The organism is Ruegeria sp. G5 (genome assembly GCF_056533365.1).
In genome coordinates this window covers 44300-63063 of the sequence record NZ_JBQFOK010000009.1, presented here as the reverse complement: position 1 = coordinate 63063, position 18764 = coordinate 44300, and the positions used below count along the sequence as shown (strand labels likewise).

Below are 18764 nucleotides of genomic sequence, written 5' to 3'. Positions count from 1 at the left end.
ATTTACTCGGCAGCTGCCTGCAAATCCGGCCCTCCGTTTCGTATTACGGTCAAAAGCTCTTCTCGGCGTTTTGCCGCTTTGGCTTCGTTGTCCTTCAGCACTGGGCCGAACCCGCGTATGTCCAAAGGCAGTTGCGCCAAGGCAATGACGGCATCACGTGTCTGGTCAGAGATAAAAGGCATAATCTCTTTCAGGTCGCGTTCATATTGCTTGATCAGAGCCCGTTCCATACGACGTTCGGCACTGTAGCCAAAGATATCCAGCGGTGTGCCGCGCAAAACCTTGAGCTTGCTCATCAATTTCAACGGGCCTTGCATCCACTCTCCGTAAGACCGTTTACGTGGACGACCGTCAGTACCTGTTCCACCCAGGATTGGTGGCGCAAGATGAAACGTCATTTTGAAGTCGCCATCGAATTCCGCAGCCGCTTTTTCCCGTGTCGACAGCAACAAACGCGCCACTTCGTATTCATCCTTATAGGACAACAACTTATGATACCCTTTCGCAACGGCATCGCGGATTTCGACATCATCAAACGCTTCGACAAGCTTGCGATACCGTTTGGCCAACCGACCACTTTGGTAAGCCTTCAGATGATCCGCGCGGAATGCGATACGCTGTTCCGGCGTTTGGGGGAGTTCGGTGACGTTTGGCTGCAAAACCTCGCGCACCTTTTCTGGGTGCAACACGGCCCAGCGACCGATATCAAACGCGCGTTTGTTACGTTCAACCGCCGTTCCATTCAGTTCTATAGCAGCAATTACGGCATCATGGCTGATCGGCAGCAACCCTCGCTGCCACGCGGCCCCAAAGACCATCATGTTCGAATAGATCGAGTCCCCCATCACAGCGCGCGCAAGGTCGGTTGCATCGAACAACGAAACATCGTCTTTGAGCCGTGCCTGTAACGCAAGCTCTAGCCGGTCACCCGGTATTCTGAACTTGGTATCGCGCGTGAAATCGCCGGTAACCGTTTCGTGGCTGTTCACGACGGCACCTGTTTGTCCGGCCCGCGTCAAGCCAAGCGTCTTTGCACCCGCCGACACGACAAGATCGCCGCCGATTAGCGCATGAGCCTCACCCGTTGCTACGCGAATGGCGCTGATGTCTTCAGGTCGGTTCGCAAGACGGCAATGGATATGCACTGCCCCGCCTTTTTGAGCCAAACCGGCCATCTCCATCATGCCAGCCCCTTTCCCGTCAATTTGGGCCGCCTGTGCAAGTACAGCACCCAGTGTGACAACCCCGGTGCCGCCAATCCCCGTAATGACAACATTGTGGGTACCGTCGATCTGCGGCAGAACTGGCGCGGGTAAATCCGGCAGGTCGATATTGGTTGTTGCCTCTTTGCGGATTTTCGCCCCCTCCAGCGTCACGAAAGACGGGCAAAACCCTTTGAGGCAAGAGAAATCCTTGTTGCAGCTTGATTGGTCGATCGCGCGTTTTCGGCCAAGCTCGGTCTCTTTGGGAACGATTGACATGCAATTCGACTGAGTTCCACAATCACCGCAGCCTTCGCATATGTCAGTATTGATAAACACGCGTTTGTCGGGATCAGGGAACGTTCCACGCTTGCGCCTGCGCCGCTTTTCTGCCGCGCAGGTCTGGATGTACACAATGACCGAGACTCCCTCGACCTCACGCAGCTTTTCCTGAACATGCATCAATTCAGCACGTTCAAAAGTTTCGATACCTGAGGGCAGAGCCTTGAAATTCACATCTTCTTTTTCGTCATAGACGACTACCACGTCTTTGACGCCCATGGCTTTGACCTCGGCCACGATGCGTTCGGCGGTCAGGTCACCTTCGTTCCCTTGCCCACCTGTCATAGCAACAGCGTCATTAAAGAGGATCTTGAACGTAATATTGGTGCCAGCAGACAAAGCAGCCCGTATCGCCTGCACGCCCGAGTGGTTATAGGTTCCATCGCCGAGGTTCTGGAACACATGCTTGGTTTTTGAAAACGGCGCCTCGCCAATCCAGTTGGCCCCTTCACCCCCCATCTGCGTAAAGCCAGAGGTGTTCCGATCCATCCACTGGACCATATAGTGGCATCCGATGCCTGCATAAGCCCGGCTACCGTCCGGGACTTTTGTCGAACTATTATGCGGACAGCCTGAACAGAAATACGGAAGTCGCGTCGCGATCTCTTCGGCGTTGTCGGCCCGCCGTGCCTCGGTCAGTTTTTCTAGACCTGCCCGCACACCATCCGTGTCGCGACCTTCTTCGATCAGAATTCCCCCCAGCTTTTCCGCGATCATGTTGGGATCAAGGGCACCACGCGTTGGGAACAGCTCTTCACGGTGCAGCGTGCCAGCCCCGCCCTTGTACCAACCATAAACACGCCGACCACGCCGATCGTCGAAAATGGCCTCTTTGACCTGAACCTCAATCAGCTTGCGCTTTTCCTCAACGATAACAATTAGATCAAGACCCTCGGCCCAGTCGTGAAAGCCCGCCATGTCCAAGGGAAATGTCTGCCCAATCTTGTAGGTCGTGATACCCAGACGTTCAGCTTCGGTGGCGTCAATATTTAAAAGCGACAGCGCATGGGTAAGATCCAGCCAGTTTTTACCGGCCGCAACGAAACCGATCTTTGCACCGCGTTTGCCCCATACGCGCTTGTCCATCTTGTTGGCATGCGAAAACGTCTCGGCCGCAAACCGCTTGTAGTCGATAATACGCCCTTCCTGCAGGTGGGGCGTGTCGCCTAACCGAATATTCAAACCACCTTCGGGCATGTCGAATTCAGGTACGGTTACCTTCATGCGCTCAGGGCTTCCATCCACAACCGAGGTCACCTCGATCGTGTCTTTCATAGTCTTTAGCCCCACCCAAACACCCGCAAAACGGCTGAGCGCAAATCCATAAATCCCGTAATCCAGTATCTCTTGCACACCCGCCGGACTGACGACAGGCATGTACATGTCGACCAGTGACCATTCGGATTGATGTAAGACGGTCGAACTTTCGCCAGTATGGTCATCGCCCATCGCCATCAGCACGCCACCGTGCTCGGCCGTTCCGGCCATGTTGGCGTGGCGCATCACGTCGCCGGAACGATCCACCCCCGGACCTTTTCCGTACCAAAGACCGAAAACACCATCGTACAGGCCATCTCCGCGCAAACCTGCCTGCTGGCTGCCCCACAGCGCCGTCGCAGCAAGATCCTCATTCAACCCAAACTGAAAGGTCACATCGCTTTCAGCCAACTGCTTTTGCGCGCGCATCATCTGTTGATCGACCGCGCCCAAGGGCGATCCACGGTACCCGGTCACAAGACCAGCAGTGTTCAACCCCAGCTTTCGATCTCTGGCTTTCTGCATCAACATCAGGCGCACAAGCGCCTGCGTGCCGTTCAATAAGACCGGGCTTTTTTCCAGGTCGAACCTGTCGTTCAGACTTATATGTGGCTGACTCATCAGACGTCTCCCCTCGTCAGATCAGTGTGCTTCATTTATGAACATAATAGGTCATCATTTCTGACCTGCATAGAGTTTATCCACTGAATCATAAGGATTTCAGCCTTTGATTATGGAAGTTATCACCTATTTCATATAGGCGTTCCGAAGGATAACGAAAGTTGCGGCAATGGATTGGGACAAGCTTAGGATATTTCACGCGGTCGCGGATGCGGGCAGCCTGACACACGCTGGTGACAAGCTGAATCTGTCGCAATCCGCCGTCAGTCGGCAAATTCGGGCACTGGAAGAATCCCTTGATTCGACCTTGTTCCACCGGCACGCGCGCGGCCTGATCCTGACAGAACAGGGTGAGCTTTTGTTCGATGCGACTTCGGCCATGTCAAAACGCCTCGACGCAGCAGCTGCCAGAATTCGGGACAGCGAAGAAGAAGTGTTTGGTGTTCTGCGCGTTACCACAACTTTTGGTTTCGGAACGCTCTGGCTCGCACCGCGTTTGCCGAAACTTTATGAGCAATACCCAGACCTTAACATCGACCTGATGCTGGAAGAACGGGTCCTTGACCTGCCGATGCGCGAGGCCGACGTCGCAATCCGCATGAAAGAACCCAGCCAGGCCGACTTGGTTCGAAAACGGCTGATGACGGTGCAGATGCAGCTCTATGCCACGCAGGAATATCTTGACGGTGGCGCTGGCCATCCAAAGACTCTGGAAGACATCGCGAAACATCGTCTGATTTGCCAAACACCGGCTGCACCACAGGTTGGTGCCAGCGCCGCAATGGTCCGCCATCTGATGACGTACAACCCTGGCTCTCTGTTGACGGTGAACAACTATTTCGGGGTGCTTCAAGGCGTGCTTCACAATTTGGGCATCGGTGTTTTGCCAGACTATGTGACACAGGATTTCTCGCATCTGGTGCCCATCTTGTCAGACATAGAAACGGCTGACGTACCGGTATACCTCGCGTACCCCGAGGAACTGCGCCATTCCAAACGCGTCGCAGCCTTCAGGGACTTTGTCCAGGATGAGATCATTGCGCAGCGCAAACAGCTGAAGCAAATGGGAAAACTCTAGCTATGCGCCCTAAGCATAGCGGACATGCCGAAACTACAGCCTGTTAAATCTTGATCGTTAACAAACTGATCCCTAAATGAGCACTCGAAGGCGGTGATGCTGAAACGCTCATCATCTTCATACCTCCCTGTTGGACTACGGCCGAGCTTAGTGCTCGGCCTTTTTTTTGGCTTTGCGTTCAGAAGCCCGTTTCAACACGACGAAACATCTGGGAAAATCCGATACTTATCCCTATGATCACGAAAAAATTATCAAGACGCATGATCGAGGACAGATTCGATGTTTCACCCCATCCGCCTTTTACTGGCGTTGATTTTGGCCGTTATTGTAGCAGGTCCTGTTACCGCTCAGGAAACAGGCACCCCTACGCCGGTCACCATCCCGGAGAATTTAACGCCCGAGCAGGTCGATGATCTTGTTGCCAGAATGTCTGACGATCAAGTGCGCGCCATCCTGCTGGACCGTCTGGACGCTGTTGCTGAACAACGCGCCGCAGAACAGGCAAACGTCGAAGACCCACTTACGGAAATAAGTGAAATCTGGGCCGAGATGGTCGGCTCTTGGACCCATGTCCTGACAACCATACCGAATATATTCTCGGCTCAGGTCGTCGCATTCAGCAACTTTTCGACCACTTTCGGAGAAACCGGCGTATTTGTTTTGTTCGGATTGGTTTTGTCGGTTCTAATCGCCGGGTTTGCGGCAGAAAAACTGTTCAACCTGTTGACCCGCAAGTGGCACGAAACATCGAAAGTCGGCGATGAAGGTGACCTTTGGGGCGCCGTCAACTACCTGTTCCGCCGCTTTTGCCGCGAAATCGCTGGACTTGTGGTGTTCTACGTCGTGATCCGCGCTTTGGGGCGCGCAGTACTGACGCAAGAGCAGATCACCTATGCCGCACCTTTCGTGTTCTATCTGATCTGGATTCCGCGTCTTGGTGCTGCTGTTTCACGCTTCCTGCTGGCCCCAAAACAGCCCAAATACCGTTTGGTTAACACCGACGATCACTGGGCGCAGTATTTGCACCGAAATCTGATTGGCCTCTTGTTCCTGATCGGGTTCACCTTGTTCCTGATCCATTTCAACGACCTGAATGGCGTTACCGGAGAAGACACGCGCATCATCTTCTGGTTCAACGCGGCCATTCATATTTACATCGGCCTGATCGCGTGGACAGCACGCGAAGGCTTGTCGCAAATGATGTTGGGGACCGATCCAGACTACAGTCAGTTCGACGAACAAGTCGCCCACTACTACCCCTACTTCGCAATTGGTGTATCAGCCGCCAGTTGGGTTCTGGTTGAGTTCCTTGTCGCTCAACGGGATCCAACCACGATTGCGCTGTTGGTCAAAGGCGCACATTTCACCACGATGTTCTGGCTGTTGATCGCGCCCGCGCTGGATACGTTGATCCGCGGCCTTGTACGTCACCTGCAGCCCCCCATGCTGGGCGAAGGCCCGATTGCCGAGCAGGCCTATAAGTCGACCAAACGCAGTTACATTCGCATCGGTCGCGTATTGGCTGGCATTCTGGTGATCCTGATGATTGCGAATGCCTGGGACCTAGACTTGCGAGAAATCGCAGGAGGCGGCGATGAGTCCGGCAGCCGTCTGATCCAATTCTTCATTATCATTGCGGTGGGCTACATTCTGAACGAAGTCGTATCGCTCTGGATTAACCGCCGCCTTGCCAAAGAGATGACCGCCTCTGGGCAGAGCCCAGACGAAGAAGCCGGCGAAGGTGGCGGCGCGGGTGGTTCGCGTCTGGCCACTGTTTTACCCCTTCTGCGGGTTACGGCTCAGATTGCTATAGCTGTGATCTTCATACTTCTTGCGCTAGGCGCGCTGGGTCTGGACATCACGCCGCTTTTGGCCGGTGCCGGTATCCTGGGCCTCGCCATTGGCTTTGGTGCTCAGAAACTGGTGTCGGACATCGTGGGGGGTATTTTCTTCCTGATCGATGACGCGTTCCGGGTGGGTGAGTATGTCGACGTTGGCGGAACGACCGGAACTGTCGAAAAAATCTCAATCCGGTCAATGCAGCTGCGCCATCACCGCGGCCCGGTCCACACCATTCCTTACGGCGAGATTCAGAAGTTGACCAACTATAGTCGCGACTGGGTCATCATGAAGCTTAAGTTCACAGTGCCCTTCGACACCGACCCCAACAAGGTTAAGAAAATCTTCAAGAAGATCGGTGCCGAGATGATGGAAGACGAACTGCACAAGGACGGATTCCTGCAGCCCTTCAAGTCGCAAGGTGTGTTCGATTTTGACGACGTGGGCATGATCATCCGCGGCAAATTCATGGCCAAGCCAGGCAAGCAGTTCACCCTTCGTAAGGAAATCTTCAACCGCGTCAAAGCGGCCTTTAAGGAAAACGGGATCGACTTTGCCCGCCGTGAAGTTCGTGTGGCGATTCCGGGGTTAGAAGAAGCGGAGCACATCACCGATCAACAAAAGGCAGCTATCGGCGCGGCGGCCAGCGACGCCGTTAATCAGGGCCAGGGCCCAGCCCAAGGTTAATTCCATACACCGCACCCAAAATGGTATTGGGTGCGGTTCAAACCCCCTAATTTTCCGTGCTTTTGACCTCTGCGGTGTCTTGACCCTTCCCACGGGCGCGCCCTTGCCCTAAAAGGCGCGAAATCTCGGCCCCTTTGGACACAGGACAAACGATGCAAGAGCCCGCCATCACCCCGGATCTGATTGCTGAACATGGGCTCAAGCCCGAAGAATACGACATGATCCTCGAGATCATCGGGCGCGAGCCGACCTTTACAGAGCTGGGCATTTTCTCAGCGATGTGGAACGAGCACTGCTCGTATAAATCCTCCAAGAAATGGCTGCGCACTCTGCCGACCGCTGGCCCTCAGGTTATTTGCGGTCCCGGTGAAAACGCCGGGGTTGTAGACATCGGCGACGGTCAGGCCGTTGTCTTCAAGATGGAAAGCCACAACCACCCCTCATACATCGAACCCTACCAAGGTGCCGCAACCGGTGTCGGCGGGATTTTGCGTGACGTGTTCACCATGGGTGCGCGGCCCATCGCCTCAATGAACGCCCTGTCCTTTGGGGAACCCGGTCACCACAAAACCCGTCAGTTGGTCAACGGCGTTGTTGAAGGAATTGGCGGCTATGGCAACTGTTTCGGTGTGCCGTGCGTTGGTGGCGAGGTTCGCTTCCACCCAGCCTATAACGGCAACTGCCTAGTAAACGCATTTGCCGCTGGCCTGGCTGACAGCGATAAGATTTTCTACTCAGCCGCATCGGGCGTTGGTATGCCGGTCGTCTATCTGGGTGCCAAAACCGGCCGCGATGGCGTGGGCGGCGCGACCATGGCCTCGGCCGAATTCGACGACACGATCGAAGAAAAGCGCCCTACCGTTCAGGTCGGCGACCCGTTCACCGAAAAGCGACTGATGGAGGCGACGCTGGAGTTGATGCAGACCGGTGCCGTAATCTCGATCCAGGATATGGGCGCTGCAGGCCTGACCTGTTCCGCCGTTGAGATGGGTGATAAGGGCGGTCTTGGTGTGCGCCTTGATCTGGAAAACGTTCCCCAGCGCGAAGAAAACATGACCGCCTATGAAATGATGCTGTCGGAATCTCAGGAACGGATGTTGATGGTCCTCAAGCCCGAGCTTGAAGCCGAAGCCCGCGCCGTGTTCGAAAAATGGGATCTGGACTTCGCCATCGTCGGCGAAACGATTGCCGAGGATCGTTTCCTCATCGTCCATAATGGCGAGGTCAAAGCCGATCTGGTCCTGTCGAAACTCTCGTCAACCGCGCCCGAGTACGACCGCCCATGGGTCGAAACGCCTGCCGCCGAGGAATTGGCCGAGGTTCCTAAGATTGATCCGATCGACGGCCTGCGCGCCCTGCTCTCTTCGCCCAACTATGCAGGCAAGCAGTGGGTGTACGAGCAATATGACACCATGGTCATGGCCGACACAGCCCGCACTCCGGGTTTGGGTGCTGGCATGGTCCGCGTGCATGGCACAGACAAAGCACTGGCTTTCACCAGCGACGTCACACCGCGTTACGTCCGTGCGAACCCGATTGAAGGCGGTAAACAGGCAGTTGCCGAGGCTTACCGCAACTTGACAGCGGTCGGCGCCAAGCCCTTGGCAACCACTGACAACCTGAACTTCGGTAACCCCGAAAAGCCCGAGATCATGGGCCAGTTCGTCGGCGCGATTAAAGGCATTGGCGAGGCTGTCGCCGCTCTGGACATGCCCATCGTTTCTGGCAACGTCTCGCTTTATAACGAGACCGACGGTCAGGCGATCCTGCCGACCCCGACCATTGGCGCGGTGGGCCTGCTTGCCCACACCGATGAGATCATCGGCAATGAGGTCCGCGAAGGCCATGTCGCGCTGGTTATTGGCGAAACGAAGGGCCATCTGGGCCAGTCCGCCCTGCTGGCCGAGGTGTTCAACCGTGAAGACGGTGACGCCCCCCACGTTGATCTGGAGGCTGAAAAGCGCAACGGCGACTTCATCCGTGCCAACCGCGAGATGATCAAGGCGTGTACCGATCTGGGCGATGGCGGCCTTGCACTGGCAGCGTTCGAACTGGCCGAGGCAGCTGGGGTTGGTGTGCATCTTGATGATGCGTCAACCGACTTTCTGTTTGGCGAAGATCAGGCACGCTATCTGGTAGCCTGCAACTTTGATCAGGCCGAAGCGTTGATGATCGCGGCCGGCCAAGCTGGTGTTCCATTGGTTTCTGTCGGGCGTTTCACCGGCGAAAACGTGCGGATCGGTAGTTCCGAGGCCCCTCTGTCCGAAATGACTTCCACTTTCCGCAACAGTTTTGCTGAGGCTGTCGCTTAAAACCTCATCATAGGTTGGCTAAAAAACCTGCGCTTTGCCGAGCGCAGGTTTTGTCGTTTTGCAGCTCCGTTCACACCCTTGCGCGCCTCGCGTTGGCGCTCTACATCTTGGGAAAGACTTTCAGGAGTAACCTACATGCCGATGAGCGCCCACGAAATCGAACACCTGCTGCGCGAAGCCTTTCCGGATGCGGAAATACAGGTTGGCGGCAGCGACGGCGTACATATGTCCGCCATGGTCGTGGATGAAAGTTTTCGCGGTAAAAACCGTGTTCAGCAACAGCGCGCAGTTTATGCGGCCTTGAAAGGCAAGATGGATGGCCCAGATGGAGAGCTGCACGCATTGGCGCTGACTACTAAAGTGCCGGAGTAACCTGACAATCTACGGCTCAGTTGCGGCATACGGCATATTACTTGTCTTGTTCGGCCTAGTGGTCCTAATCGGCTCTCCCGGACTGGTTATTTACTACATGCGAAAACGACGTGGTAAGACGCGGTCCGATCCTCCGCCAGATTAGCCTGTCTCGTTATGTCCAAAGTTGGCTGTATTGACAGTTGTCGCGGCCCTGATCGAAGCCTATGTGAAATAAAACAGAAAAAGAAACTCAGCTAATATGCGCGCGGATCTTGAAAAGCTAAGCAATACTAGCGGTATCGAACGCTATGGTCTCGACCAACTCACGCCAGCGCAAGCTGAACACAGCCAGCTACAGGAAGAAAGATAGACCCAAGGGTTTGTCAAAGGATGAAACCAACACCCCGGACGCGGGGAAAAAGGAAACGCAAAATGACCGATGTGAAAACCCAGATCGACGAAACCGTCAAAGCCAACGATGTGGTGCTGTACATGAAAGGCACCAAGGAAATGCCGCAATGTGGTTTCTCATCCCGCGTGGCTGGTGTTCTGAATTACATGGGCGTTGATTACACCGACGTGAATGTTCTGGCCGACGAAGAGGTCCGTCAGGGCATCAAAGACTATTCTGATTGGCCGACCGTTCCGCAGCTTTACGTCAAAGGCGAATTCGTAGGCGGATGCGACATCATCACCGAGATGACCTTGTCCGGCGAGCTGGACACGTTGTTTGACGACAGTGGCGTCGGCTACAACAAGGATGCAGCCGACAAAATTCGCGAAGCCAACGCCTGATTAACGGCTGGAACAGTTCTCAAGAACGATATCTTCACTGGCGGCATCACCGGCCGCCAGGAAGCTGACCGTTGCGTCCCAACCTTTCGACCTAAGGATGTAACGCCCATTCGGTCCGGTGGATTCGTAGCGTATCCCAGATCCACTTACGGTTTGCTGCAATGCCACAAGTTGGTTATCGACCATCATTGCAGCGGCGCTTGTTCCGTCCGGCGCGTTGAAATACGCCACTTGCAACTGGACCCCACCGTCGCAGTTGAAGGTAACGGGCAGAATATCCATCTGGGCCCACGCTGATGTAGCGAAAACACCCGTGCACAGCCCCACAACACATGCTGTCCGCTGGATCATCCGTTCGATTTCTCTTCGACAACCGAGGCCAGCGCTTCGGCACGCGCCGCAAGTTCGGCAAGTGTATCCGTCACCGATGGAGGAACGACAGCAACTTCGACCCTTTCAGGTGCAGGCTGCGGCTTGTTTTGCAAAGCTTGAACCTCTGCCTGAGCTTGAGCCAGTTGCCCTTCCAGCGAGCGGATTTTGTCTTCCGTCGCGGCGGTCTTGTCTGCCAGCATAAGGCCCGCCATCAGCAGCATCCTGGACTCTGGCATCCGTCCGATCTGGTCAGACAGGACTTGCGCCTCATCATCCAATAATTTGGCCGCAGCTTGCAGAAAAACCTCTTCACCGTCCTGGCACGATACATCAAAGCCGCGCCCGCCGATTTGAATGGTAACTTCGGGCATTACTCTACCTCTCCTTCAGCCAGCTTCGCTTGCGATAACAAGGGCTCCAATCGCGCAAGAACGGCATGGGCTTCGGCTGCATCCGTCGCCTGCGCCGCACGCGTCGCTTCCAATTCGGCTACCGTGGCACGGTTCAACAACTCAGCATCCGTCATTCCGTTTTCCGATGCCGCGCGCAGCTCATCCACGGATTGGCGCAATTGTTCGTTTGCCTTGCGCATGCGCTGCAAGTCGTCATCTAGGCGAGACATTGCTGCCCCGTGGCTGCTGCGTTCTGCGCGAAGCATCTCTAGCTCTGCGCTAAGCTCAGCGACACGCTCACTATCCGCAAGTTCGGATTTCAACCGCGTGTTTTCGGTTTGAAGGGCCTCAGCAGCGGTGGCGATACTCTTCAGTTGATCGTTTTCAGCCCGAAGCGCATTCACCTCGTCCTGATTTTCGAGCGCGGCCTTTGCCTCTGCTAACTCAGATCGCGCCGCCTCAACCGCAGCAAGTTTCGCGGTCGCCTCGGCCAACTGTTCGCGCAGTATGCCTGTTTCAGGGCTTTCGGTGGGTACGTTTCGAAGCTTTTCCATATCGGCGCGCATGGCGTCGACTTCTTGCTCGTGACGCAGCTTAAGCGTTTTCAGCCGCTCTTCTAGTTGAGCGTTCGCAACCCGTTCGTCATCCAATGCCGCGCGCAGCGTCTCATCTTCACCGGCTTCGACCGGCGCCGCGTTTTGCAAGGCATCGACCCCGGTTCCGATCCGCTCCATCGCAGCGATAATACGGCGCTGTAATTCTTCGATCTGGCTCATGCCCCTGCCACCTCTTGTCCAAGGTCCCTTGTACTGTGGTTTGTACGAATCAATTTAATCCACGTATTGGCCTAGTCTAACCCAATGCCGTAGAAAATACCCACTGTTTGCTTTCAACCACTTGGAATGCGTTCTTGAACCTCAATCGCATCGTAACCCCCAGTTCTGCTTGCACTTTGGGGACTGAATGGTATTGAGCGCGCAATCTGCCCTTAATCCAAAGGAACAACGCCCGTGGACCTGACTGCGCTGCGCAATGCAAACCCCGAACATTGGGACAAAGCTGCGGCCATCCGCACCCTGACCCTGGACGCCGTCGCCGCCGCCAATTCCGGCCATTCCGGCATGCCAATGGGCATGGCTGATGTTGCCACCGTTCTGTTTGAGAAGCACCTGAAATTCGACGCCTCGGCCCCAAGCTGGCCAGATCGCGACCGGTTCATCCTGTCCGCCGGTCACGGCTCGATGCTGATCTATTCGTTGCTGTATCTCACAGGTCATTCGGACGTCACGCTGGACGAGATCAAGAACTTCCGCCAGCTGGGTGCCAAAACCGCAGGTCACCCCGAGAATTTCCTGGTCGACGGGATCGAGACCACCACCGGCCCGCTGGGTCAGGGCATTTCGAACGCTGTAGGCTTTGCCATGGCCGAAGAGATTCAGCGCGCGCATTACGGTAAGAAAGTCGTCGATCACTACACTTACGTGATCGCAGGCGATGGTTGTTTGATGGAAGGTGTCAGCCAAGAGGCGATCACTCTGGCCGGGCGCCATGAACTAAGCAAGCTGATCGTTTTCTGGGACAACAACAACATCACCATCGACGGCACTGTCGACATCGCCGACCGCACCGATCAGGTGCGCCGTTTCGCGGCCTCGGGCTGGCATGTAATCGAGATCGACGGCCATGATCCACAGGCGATTGATGCAGCCATCGTACAGGCGAAAAAGTCAAACAAGCCGACCATGATTGCCTGCGAAAGCCACATCGCTCTGGGTCACGCGGCGCAGGATACGTCGAAAGGCCACGGTGCGCTGACCGATCAAGACCAGTTGAAAGCCGCCAAAGAAGGCTATGGCTGGCCTCATGACGCGTTCGAGATTCCTGCGAATGTGAAAGCCGCGTGGGAAGCGATTGGTGCGCGCGGTGCTGCCGAACGTGCCGCTTGGGAAGAACGCTTTGCGCAACTGTCCGAGCGCAAACAGGCCGAGTTCAACCGCGCCTATGCGTTTGAGGCACCCAAGAAACTGGCTGGTGCGATCCGTTCGTTCAAGAAACAGATGTCCGAGGATCAGCCCAAGCTGGCCACCCGCGCCTCGTCCGAGAAGGTTCTGAACGTCGTGAACCCGATCATGACCGAAACCGTGGGCGGCTCGGCTGACCTGACCGGTTCGAACAACACCAAATCGGCCGATATGGGTGTGTTCCTGCCGGAAAATCGCAAGGGCCGCTACATCCATTACGGGATCCGGGAACACGGCATGGCCGCTGCGATGAACGGCATGGCGTTGCACGGTGGCATCCGCCCTTATGGCGGGACCTTCATGGCCTTCACCGACTATGCCCGCCCGTCCATGCGTCTAGCCGCGCTGATGAAAATCCCGTCGGTCTTCGTGATGACCCACGACTCGATCGGTCTGGGCGAAGACGGTCCGACCCACCAGCCGGTCGAACATCTGGCCATCAGCCGCGCAACACCCAACACCTATGTGTTCCGCCCCGCTGACACTGTTGAAACGGCTGAAGCGTGGGAACTGGCGCTGACCTTCAAGGAAAGCCCATCTGTCCTGTCGTTGACCCGTCAGGGCGTTCCGACCGTGCGCAAGGATCACAAGACCAAAAACTTGGTTGCCCAAGGTGCCTATGTTCTGGCCGAGGCTGAAGGCAAACGTCAGGCCATCCTGATTGCAACGGGTTCTGAGGTGTCGCTGGCGATGGAAGCCAAAGCGATGCTTGAAGCTGACGGCATCGGCACTCGCGTCGTTTCCATGCCCTGTATGGAGCTGTTCGCTGAACAAGACGAAGCCTACCGCAAACGCGTTCTGCCCGCTGGAGCCGTCCGCGTTGGCATCGAGGCCGCCGTGCGCGCCGGTGGCTGGGATCGTTGGCTGCTGGGTGAGCGTGGCCGCGAAGCCAAGGCAGGCTTTATCGGCATGTCCAGCTTTGGCGCGTCCGCCCCCGCAGGTGAGCTTTACAAGCACTTCGGCATCACTGCCGAAGCAACCGTGGCCAAAGTCAAAGAACTGCTGGGTTGATCATCAGCTTATGTTTCTGGAAAGGCGGCCCATTGTGGTCGCCTTTTTTTGTTGCCGCGGACATCTGTCACAGAACGGTGACAAGGCGTGAGCCACCCTGCCCTGTCCCTATGGTCAATTCAACTTAACTGCAGGCAGTTCGACTAAACACAGGGAATTGTGCCATGAAACTCCGCGCTGCGCTTTGCGCCGTCACGCTCGCTACCGCAACTTCAGCTTTTGCCGGTGACTTTGCATCCAAGGATGAAATCCAAAACGCCATGAGTGACCATACCTATCAGGGTGGGATGCTTTCAGGGGCATTCACGGAATACTACGCTGCGGATGGTACCATTAAAGGCGACGGCTACACCGGAAAGTGGAAGGCGACGGATAGCGGTATGTGTTTCCAATATGGCGCCGACCCGGAAAACTGTTGGGACCTTAAAATCGAAGGGGCCGCAGTCACATTGTTCAAGGACGGCAAAGTTGACGGTGCGGGCGTCGTCGTATCCGGCAATCCAAACGCGTTCTAAGCACCACGCCGCGCCGCTCAACTTGGCGGCGCGGTCACACAATGTGGTCAATGCGGCTTGAGCAGTTTGGTCGCCACCGGAATCAGAACCAAACCCCACGCCAGACCAAACACACCATCCATTGTGGCCTTGGCTATCCATTCCACCGCTGCGCTGTACTGTGCCGAAACCGCCAGCCCTATCGCATGCGCCCAATCGTGGACGTGGTGGCCCAACCAACCAAAACCCAGCACTTCAAGCCCGTGGATAATGATCGATCCACCGACCCAGAGCATTGCCGCAGTCCCAACAATTGACAGCACCTTCATCACGATTGGCATCGCTTTGACCAGACCGCGTCCTGTCCCGCGACCAATCGGTGTCGGCGCGTTTTGGGCGAGAAACAGGCCCACGTCGTCCATCTTGACGATCAACGCAACCGAGCCATAGACCGCCACTGTTACTCCAACACCGACGACCGCCAATGTCGCCGCCTGCATCCAAAAGTTCGGCGCTTCAATGGCGGCAAGTGCGATCGTCATGATTTCGGCCGACAGGATGAAATCTGTTTTGATGGCGCCTTTGACCTTCTGCTCCTCCAGGTGGCCGGGGTCTCGGATTTTCATATCCGCGTCGATAACGTGGCTTCCGTGGGGAAACAGCACATGGAAAATCTTTTCAGCCCCTTCAAAACACAAATATGATCCCCCTAGCATCAAAAGCGGAGTGATCAGCCACGGCGCAAAATTGGCCAGCAGCAAAGCGACCGGCAGCAATAGAATGATCTTGTTAAAGATCGACCCGCGCGCAATGCGCCAGATGATGGGAAGCTCGCGCGCTGGTGCGAAACCCTGAACGTATTTTGGCGTCACAGCCGCGTCGTCGATGATCACGCCGGCCGTCTTTGCCCCTGCCTTGCCGGCAGCAGCTACTACGTCATCCACTGAGGTTGCGGCAACTTTTGCAATCCCGGCAACATCATCCAACAGCGCCAAAAGACCGCTCATGGCAATTCCTTTCTATCCACCTGTCGCACGCGTGACCCTACCTGATCGGACAGCTAGCGCAAGCGTTAGCGCAATCGGCAGAGGTTTGCGCTAACACGTTAAAAATATGTCACTTTTGGGCTTTTGGGAATGCTTGGGGGCCGCTATATGGCCCTAAGAGCAAGCGCATTTTGGAGACGTCAGATGACCATCAAGGTCGGCATCAATGGTTTTGGCCGTATCGGCCGCTGCACGCTGTCGCATATCGCGGCTTCTGCCCGTAACGACATCGAAGTGATCAAGGTCAACGCAACCGGCCCGCTCGAGACAACAGCTCATCTGTTGAAATACGACAGCATTCACGGTCGCTTTCCGCGTGACGTGTCCATCGAAGGCAACACGATGGATCTGGGCCGCGGTCCGATGCAGATGTTTTCGACCTATGACATGAACGAGCTGGACTGGGAAGGCTGCGACGTCGTTCTGGAATGCACGGGCAAATTCAACGATGGTCTGAAAGCCAAGACACACCTGGAACGTGGTGCACACAAGGTGTTGCTGTCCGCTCCGGGCAAAAACGTCGACAAAACGATCGTCTATGGCGTCAACCATAACAGCCTGTCGGCAGATGATCGTATGGTATCGAACGGGTCGTGCACGACCAACTGCCTTGCTCCGCTTGCTAAGGTGCTGGACGAAGGTATCGGCATCGAACACGGCATCATGACAACGATCCACGCCTATACCGGCGACCAGCCGACACTGGACCGTCGCCATAGCGACCTGTACCGCGCGCGCGCCGCTGCCATGTCGATGATTCCGACGTCCACCGGTGCAGCAAAGGCACTGGGTGAAGTCCTTCCAAACCTCAAGGGACGCTTGGACGGCTCGGCCATTCGGGTGCCTACCCCGAACGTGTCGGCAGTCGACCTGACTTTCCGCGCGGGGCGCGATGTGACTGTTGACGAAGTGAACGCCATCGTTCGCGACGCTTCACAAGGTCCAATGCAGCGTGTTCTTGGCTATGAGCCTGCACCGCTTGTTTCCACAGACTTCAACCATACCGAAGAAAGCTCGATCTTCGCACCTGACCAAACCCGCGTTGTGAATGACCGCATGGTCCGCGTTCTAGCCTGGTACGACAACGAGTGGGCATTCTCGGTTCGCATGGCAGATGTCGCGGTTGCAATGGGTCGCCTTAACTAAGACGCCACCGAATTCTTGAACCTATTCGCCCGCTCAGGTTATCTGAGCGGGCGTTTTTATTCGGGACCACCATGACCAATCAAATAGCTATCTGGCTGGGCCTTCTGATCCTTGGTGGCTTTATTCTGGATTTCGCCATTTTCGGCACCGAGCATTTTATCTTTTTAGGTAAAAAGCTTTACGCGTTTTTGGACTGGCTCGCGTTCTGGCGCTGACATAGGTTTTTCTTGACTTTTTCATCAATCCCGCTTTGTTAGCGCTAACCAGATTTTGGCCACTACCCGCACGGAGAAGACCATGACATTGAAGCTGGCGATTAACGGATTTGGACGTATTGGCCGCGGAGTTCTGCGCGCGCTGACAGAGACCGGTCGAACAGATGTAGAAATCGTTGCCATCAATGACCTGGCAAAGCCCGAGATGAACGCTCATCTGTTCGAGTTTGACAGTGTTCACGGAAGATACTCCAAACCCGTTACGCTGACAGATGCGGGTCTGGATGTCGGCGCGGGTCCGATCCGGCTGACCAGCGAACGCGATCCTGAAAAACTGGATTGGTCCGACGTAGATGTCGTTTTGGAATGCACCGGCGTTTTCAGAACACGCGAAGCCGCGTATCGCCATTTTGAAAACGGTGCAAAAAAGGTTCTAATCTCCGCGCCAGCGCGCGGTGATGGTGCTGTGAAAACTGTCGTTTTTGGGGTGAACGATAACGAACTGACCGCTGAGGACACAGTTGTATCGAATGCCTCTTGCACTACGAACTGCCTATCGCCTGTCGCAGCAGCTTTGGACAGTGGCTTGGGAATCGTTCATGGCAATATGACAACGATCCACGCCTACACCGCCAGCCAACCCGTCCACGACACTGCAGGAAAAGATCCGTATCTGTCCCGTGCGGCTGCCTTGTCGATGATCCCAACGACAACAGGCGCTGCATCAGCGGTTGGCTTGGTTTTACCGCAACTCTCTGGAAAACTCACTGGTCAGGCAATTCGTGTTCCGACGTCCAATGTCTCGGTTGTTGATTTGGTGGCAGAAGTATCCCGCCCGACCACGGAAGAAGAGGTTAACGCCCTTTTTATTGAGGCCGCAGCACAGATGCCGGGTGTCTTGGCTGCAGAAAACCGCCCGTTGATCTCGGTCGACTTCAACCACGACGCCCACAGTTCAACCGTGTCGTTGCCCGAAACGAAGGTGACAGACGGCACGTTGGTGCGCGTTCTTGCCTGGTACGACAATGAGTGGGGTTTCTCGAACCGTATGCTGGATACCGCTGCGAAAATGGGTGCCCTAACCTAGCCTCTCGCGCAAAGCTGTGTTGACGCTGGGCGTGACGAACTTCGACACGTCTCCGTTCAAACGCGCGATCTCTTTAACCAGCTTTGACGCAATCGCCTGATGCCGTGCCTCTGCCATGAGGAAAACGGTTTCGATCGAGTCGTCCAGCGCGCGGTTCATCCCAACCATCTGAAATTCATACTCGAAATCGGCCACAGCCCGCAGGCCACGCACGATGATTTGCGCCCCAACATCGCGGGCGCAATCGATCAGCAGGTTTTCGAAAGGATGGGCAACAATCTCGGTTCCCGTCTGTTTTGTCAGATGGGCGCATTCAGCCTCGATCATCGCGACACGCTCTTCCAAGGTGAACAAAGGTCCCTTATCCCGGTTGATGGCGACCCCGATCACGAGCTTATCCACCAAGGCAGCCGCACGTCGAATGATGTCGATATGACCCAAGGTGATTGGATCAAAAGTTCCGGGATATAATCCAACCCTCATCGCGACCTCC

The 18764-nt window shown here is 55.7% G+C and carries 16 protein-coding genes; 10 read left to right on the top strand and 6 right to left on the bottom strand.

The window, feature by feature from the left end; all coding sequences use genetic code 11:
- Positions 1-2 precede the first annotated feature (2 nt).
- The gene (locus tag ACR0BD_RS15440; protein ID WP_480831740.1) at positions 3-3422 is read right to left on the bottom strand and encodes an indolepyruvate ferredoxin oxidoreductase family protein; all 3420 of its coding nucleotides are present in this window, start codon (positions 3420-3422) and stop codon (positions 3-5) included.
- A gap of 169 nt (positions 3423-3591) precedes the next feature.
- On the opposite strand from ACR0BD_RS15440, the gene ACR0BD_RS15435 reads away from it, so the two are divergent.
- From ACR0BD_RS15435 to grxD, 5 genes are all read left to right on the top strand, one after another.
- A complete protein-coding gene (locus ACR0BD_RS15435; RefSeq protein WP_480693403.1) occupies positions 3592-4500 on the top strand; it encodes a LysR family transcriptional regulator in 909 nt (302 codons plus the stop codon).
- A 279-nt stretch (positions 4501-4779) separates the two neighbouring features.
- Complete coding sequence (locus ACR0BD_RS15430; protein ID WP_480831738.1) at positions 4780-7026, top strand: mechanosensitive ion channel family protein; 2247 nt, start codon at positions 4780-4782, stop codon at positions 7024-7026.
- 152 nt (positions 7027-7178) lie between these two features.
- Positions 7179-9338, top strand: a complete 2160-nt coding sequence (gene purL / locus ACR0BD_RS15425; RefSeq protein WP_480831736.1) for a phosphoribosylformylglycinamidine synthase subunit PurL — start codon at positions 7179-7181, stop codon at positions 9336-9338.
- 135 nt (positions 9339-9473) lie between these two features.
- The gene (locus ACR0BD_RS15420; RefSeq protein ID WP_170354080.1) at positions 9474-9710 is read left to right on the top strand and encodes a BolA/IbaG family iron-sulfur metabolism protein; all 237 of its coding nucleotides are present in this window, start codon (positions 9474-9476) and stop codon (positions 9708-9710) included.
- A 414-nt stretch (positions 9711-10124) separates the two neighbouring features.
- Positions 10125-10487: a Grx4 family monothiol glutaredoxin gene (gene grxD / locus ACR0BD_RS15415; RefSeq protein ID WP_480831734.1), complete on the top strand. Its 363-nt coding sequence runs from the start codon at positions 10125-10127 to the stop codon at positions 10485-10487.
- Here the strand turns inward: grxD and ACR0BD_RS15410 are convergent, their stop codons facing one another.
- Genes ACR0BD_RS15410 through ACR0BD_RS15400 form a run of 3 tightly spaced genes read right to left on the bottom strand, consistent with a single transcriptional unit; the run spans position 10488 to position 12027 of the window.
- Positions 10488-10838 carry an MliC family protein gene (locus tag ACR0BD_RS15410; RefSeq protein ID WP_480831733.1) on the bottom strand — a complete coding sequence of 117 codons (351 nt, stop codon included), beginning with the start codon at positions 10836-10838 and terminating at the stop codon, positions 10488-10490.
- Positions 10835-11230 (bottom strand): cell division protein ZapA, encoded by a 396-nt coding sequence (locus ACR0BD_RS15405; protein WP_480831732.1) that lies wholly within the window; start codon positions 11228-11230, stop codon positions 10835-10837. Before ACR0BD_RS15405 ends, ACR0BD_RS15410 begins: the two co-directional genes overlap by 4 nt.
- A complete protein-coding gene (locus ACR0BD_RS15400; protein WP_480831730.1) occupies positions 11230-12027 on the bottom strand; it encodes a hypothetical protein in 798 nt (265 codons plus the stop codon). Before ACR0BD_RS15400 ends, ACR0BD_RS15405 begins: the two co-directional genes overlap by 1 nt.
- A 234-nt stretch (positions 12028-12261) precedes the next feature.
- Here ACR0BD_RS15400 and tkt point away from each other — a divergent pair, with 234 nt between their 5' ends.
- Positions 12262-14283 carry a transketolase gene (gene tkt / locus ACR0BD_RS15395; protein WP_480693396.1) on the top strand — a complete coding sequence of 674 codons (2022 nt, stop codon included), beginning with the start codon at positions 12262-12264 and terminating at the stop codon, positions 14281-14283.
- Positions 14284-14447: 164 nt separating this feature from the next.
- On the top strand, positions 14448-14798 hold the full coding sequence (locus ACR0BD_RS15390; RefSeq protein WP_480831728.1) for a hypothetical protein: 351 nt from the start codon (positions 14448-14450) through the stop codon (positions 14796-14798).
- Between the two features lie 47 nt (positions 14799-14845).
- Here ACR0BD_RS15390 and ACR0BD_RS15385 read toward each other — a convergent pair whose 3' ends face one another.
- On the bottom strand, positions 14846-15784 hold the full coding sequence (locus ACR0BD_RS15385) for a DUF808 domain-containing protein (protein ID WP_480831726.1): 939 nt from the start codon (positions 15782-15784) through the stop codon (positions 14846-14848).
- Between the two features lie 183 nt (positions 15785-15967).
- Here ACR0BD_RS15385 and gap (ACR0BD_RS15380) point away from each other — a divergent pair, with 183 nt between their 5' ends.
- The 3 genes from gap (ACR0BD_RS15380) to gap (ACR0BD_RS15370) all read left to right on the top strand — a co-directional run bounded on the left by gap (ACR0BD_RS15380) (position 15968) and on the right by gap (ACR0BD_RS15370) (position 18271).
- On the top strand, positions 15968-16969 hold the full coding sequence (gene gap, locus ACR0BD_RS15380; protein ID WP_480693393.1) for a type I glyceraldehyde-3-phosphate dehydrogenase: 1002 nt from the start codon (positions 15968-15970) through the stop codon (positions 16967-16969).
- 71 nt (positions 16970-17040) lie between these two features.
- Complete coding sequence (locus ACR0BD_RS15375) at positions 17041-17184, top strand: hypothetical protein (protein ID WP_480693392.1); 144 nt, start codon at positions 17041-17043, stop codon at positions 17182-17184.
- A gap of 82 nt (positions 17185-17266) precedes the next feature.
- On the top strand, positions 17267-18271 hold the full coding sequence (gap, locus tag ACR0BD_RS15370) for a type I glyceraldehyde-3-phosphate dehydrogenase (protein ID WP_480831724.1): 1005 nt from the start codon (positions 17267-17269) through the stop codon (positions 18269-18271).
- Here gap (ACR0BD_RS15370) and coaD read toward each other — a convergent pair.
- Entirely contained in the window at positions 18263-18754 is a 492-nt protein-coding gene (coaD, locus tag ACR0BD_RS15365; RefSeq protein ID WP_480693390.1) for a pantetheine-phosphate adenylyltransferase, read from the bottom strand. The genes gap (ACR0BD_RS15370) and coaD overlap by 9 nt on opposite strands.
- Between the last annotated feature and the right edge of the window lie 10 nt (positions 18755-18764).